The organism is Xanthomonas sp. SHU 166 (assembly GCF_000364685.1).
GTDB classification, from domain to species: Bacteria; Pseudomonadota; Gammaproteobacteria; order Xanthomonadales; family Xanthomonadaceae; genus Xanthomonas_A; species Xanthomonas_A sontii.
Window position 1 is genome coordinate 1 of record NZ_AQOJ01000689.1, and the last position, 3,682, is coordinate 3,682.

General features: G+C 70.9%; 2 protein-coding genes and 1 pseudogene. All 3 read left to right on the forward strand.

The genetic code is table 11. From position 1 onward, the window contains the following. Positions 1-540: pseudogene (locus D180_RS16280) on the forward strand (hypothetical protein); the annotation flags it as partial. Positions 541-581: 41 nt separating this feature from the next. Then, entirely contained in the window at positions 582-2,474 is a 1,893-nt protein-coding gene (locus tag D180_RS16285) for a glycosyltransferase family 2 protein (protein WP_232760538.1), read from the forward strand. After that, positions 2,422-3,682, forward strand: a 1,261-nt coding sequence (locus D180_RS16290; RefSeq protein ID WP_017913633.1) for a hypothetical protein, incomplete at its 3' end; no start/stop codon positions are given. The genes D180_RS16285 and D180_RS16290, both read left to right, overlap by 53 nt.

Consider the following 3,682-nt stretch of genomic DNA (forward strand, 5'->3'; position numbering starts at 1 on the left):
GAAATCGGCCTGCGCTACCGGCTGGACCCGGATGGCCGCGACGGCCCCTGGCAGGGCGCGCTGCAGGTGCTGGCGCTGGTGCCCGCGTATGCGCGCCAGCGCGATGGCGCGCGGCCGGCACTGGGCCAGGGCGACTACGGCGCCGAGCTGCGCTACAGCGTCGGCCGCGGCTATCGCCTGGGCGAACACGACGGCTATGTCGACCTGGGCACGGCGGTGCGGCTGCGCGGCGGCGACGCCTCCGACGAGGCACGCCTGGACGTGTCCAGCGGCGTGGCGCTGGCGCCGCGCTGGATGCTGATCGGCGAGTTCAACGTGATCCAGAGCCTGGGCAACGGCAAGGGGCCGAACCGGATCTACGCGCCCGGCGACAACACGCCGATCCGCGGCAACAACTTCGATTTCAGCAAGCTGCAGGCCTCGGTGCTGTACACGCTGCCCGGCGGCACGCAGCTGCAGCTCGGCTACCAGCAGCCGGTGGCCGGGCGCAACACCGGCGGCGCGGGCGGTCCGTTCGTGGCCGCCTGGTGGCGGTTCTAGCCGTGTCCGGCGAACACGATAGCGTCGCCGCCGAGGCGAGCGTGCCCGGCCGGCTCGGGCGGCTGCCCACCGAGGGCGGCCTGCAGGCGCCGATCGGCGAGGCGCTGGTCGCCGCAGGGGTGATCGACCCGCCGCAGCTGCAGAACGCGCTGGCCCTGCAGTCGCGCTGGCGCTCGCGGCTGGGCGACGTGGTGCTGGCCCAGCGCGGGGTCGCGCCGCTGCGCTTCTACACGGTGCTGGCGCAGCACTTCGGGCTGCACTTCGCCAACCTGCTCAAGCAGCCGATCGACCCGGCGCTGTTCCAGCCGGAGCATCTGGCCGACTACGCGCAGCGCCTGGTGCTGCCGTGGCGCGAGGAGGACGGCCAGCTGGTGCTGGCGGTGGCCGATCCCGGCCCGGAGATCTTCGCCTGGGCGCGCGCCACCTACGGCGAGCAGGTGCGCTTCGTCGGCACCTCCAAGTTCGACATCGTCTGGAGCCTGCAGCAGCACGCCGACGCGCAGCTCACCCACGATGCGTTGAACCTGCTGGCCGAACATGCGCCCGAGCATTCGGCGCGGCAGGTGATCACCCGCGCGCAGTCGGTGTTCCTGGTGGCGCTCACGGTGGTGCTGGCCGCGGCCCTGGCGCTGTGGCCGCTGGTCACCCTGATCGCGCTCAACACGCTGATCGCGGTGGCGTTCCTGGCCACCTTCGGGCTGAAGCTGGTGCTGGCCTGGCGCGGTGCGCGGCGCCGCATCGACATCAAGGTCAGCGACGAGGAAGTGGCCGCGCTCGGCGACGAGGACCTGCCGGTCTACACGGTGCTGGTGCCGATGTACAAGGAGCCGGACGTGCTGCCGATCCTGGCCAACGCGCTGCGCCGGCTCGACTACCCGACGTCCAAGCTGGACGTGAAGCTGGTGCTGGAGGCCGACGACACCGAGACCATCGAGGCGGCCAAGGCGCTGGGCCTGGAGGCGTTCTTCGAGATCATCCGGGTGCCGCCGTCGCAACCGAAGACCAAGCCCAAGGCCTGCAACTACGCGCTGCGCTTCGCCCGCGGGCAGATGCTCACGATCTACGACGCCGAGGACAAGCCGGAGCCGGACCAGCTCAAGCGCGTGGTCGCCGCGTTCCGCAAGTCGCCGGCCGACGTGGCCTGCATCCAGGCGCGGCTGAACTACTACAACGCCGACGAGAACTGGCTCACGCGCATGTTCACGCTGGAATATACGTTGTGGTTCGACTTCTACCTGCCGGCGCTGGAGACCCTGCGCATCCCGATTCCGCTCGGCGGCACCTCCAACCACTTCCGCCTGGACATCCTGCGCAAGGCCCACGCCTGGGACCCGTACAACGTCACCGAGGACGCCGACCTGGGCGTGCGCCTGACCCAGCAGGGCTACCGGGTCAGCGTGGTCAACTCGACCACGTTCGAGGAAGCCAACGTCAGCATCCCCAACTGGATCCGGCAGCGCTCGCGCTGGCTCAAGGGCTACATGCAGACCTGGCTGGTGCACATGCGCGACCCGGTGCAGCTGTACCGCTCCACCGGCGTGCGCGGGTTCTGGGGCTTCCAGCTGTTCGTCGGCGGCACCTTCTTCACCGCGTTGGCCGCGCCGCTGATGTGGCTGAGCTACGGGCTGTGGCTGGCGGTGGGCTCGAAATTCTTCGACCCGTTCTTCCCACCCGCGCTGCTGTACCTGAGCCTGCTCAACCTGCTGCTCGGCAACGGCTTCCTGATCTACATGACCCTGGTGGCGGCGTTCAAGCGCGACTACTTCCGCCTGGCGCCCTACGCGCTGACCGTGCCGCTGTACTGGCTGCTGCAGTCCATCGCCGCCTACAAGGGCCTGTGGCAGCTCATCCGCAACCCGTTCTACTGGGAAAAGACCACCCATGGCATCAGCAAGCACATGGCCGAAGAGCGCCGCGCCGCGCTCGACGACTGACGCGCCGCCGCGCGCGCGCGGCACCGCGGTGTTCGTGTTCACCGCGGCGCTGCTGGCGCTGCTGTGCCACCGGCTGCTCGCGCACGGCTACATGAGCGACGACGCGATGGCGCAGTACGCCAAGCTGCTGCTGTTGCGCGACGCGGCCGGCTTCCGCATCGAGTACCTGGGTTTCCTGTACGCACAGGCCTCGCTGTACCTGGGCGTGCTGCTCGGCGGCCTGCCGGACCTGTCCACGCCGCTGCTGCCGTACTTGGTCGACGTGCTGGCCGGGGCGACGCTGGTGACCCTGCTGTGGCGCGACATCGCCGCCGGCCTGGGCCGCGGCTGGGCCTGGGCGCTCAGTGCCGGTGTGGTGATCCAGCCGTTCTTCCTGTGGCCGACCCTGTCCGGCAACAACCAGGGCCTGGGCCTGCTGGTGTTCTACGTGGCCGCGCGCGCGCTGCGCCATTTCCGCGACGATCCGGAAGCCTTCGCCTACCTGCGCCTGGCCGCGAGCCTGTGCCTGCTGTTCTTCGTCGACGAGCGCGCCTGCTTCCTGGCGGTGGGGCTGGCGCCGTGGCTGTTCCTGATCGCGCCGCCGCGGCTGATGCGGCAGGCGCCGCTGGCGTTCTACCTGGTGTGCTACCTGCCGTTCCTGTTCGCGGTGGGGGCATGGATGTACCTCAACTACATGTTCTTCGGCGACCCGCTGCTGTTCGTGCGCGACGCCACGTCCGCCTTCCGCGGCATCTCGGCGCAGGCGGCGCTGCAGCCGTGGCTGCAGCAGGCCGCGGCGCAGCCGTGGTGGCCGCCGCTGTGGCTGCTGCTGGCCGGGGTGGTCAGCGCGCCGCTGTTGCTGTTGTTGCGTCACACCCGCGACAGCGACACCTGGCGCAGCGTGCTGGCCGCCGCCGCCACCGTGATCGGCGCCGGCACGCTCGCCACCTGGGCGCGTTTCACGGCGCAGCCGCTGGACTTCCTCGCCCTGCTGCTGGTGCCGGCGGCACTGGTGCTGGGCGACCTGCGCCGCAACCTGCGCTGGCTGGGCCTGGCGCTGCTGCTGGCCGGCGCGGTGTCCAGCGGCTGGGTGATCGCCCGCACCGCCACCTCCACCACCCGCGACTGGATCGCCGCGCTGCAGGCACCGGCGTCGCCGCGCCATGCCGACGCTGCGCACCTGGGCGCGTGGCTGGCCGAGGCGCGGCTGCCGACCCTGCTCGACGACC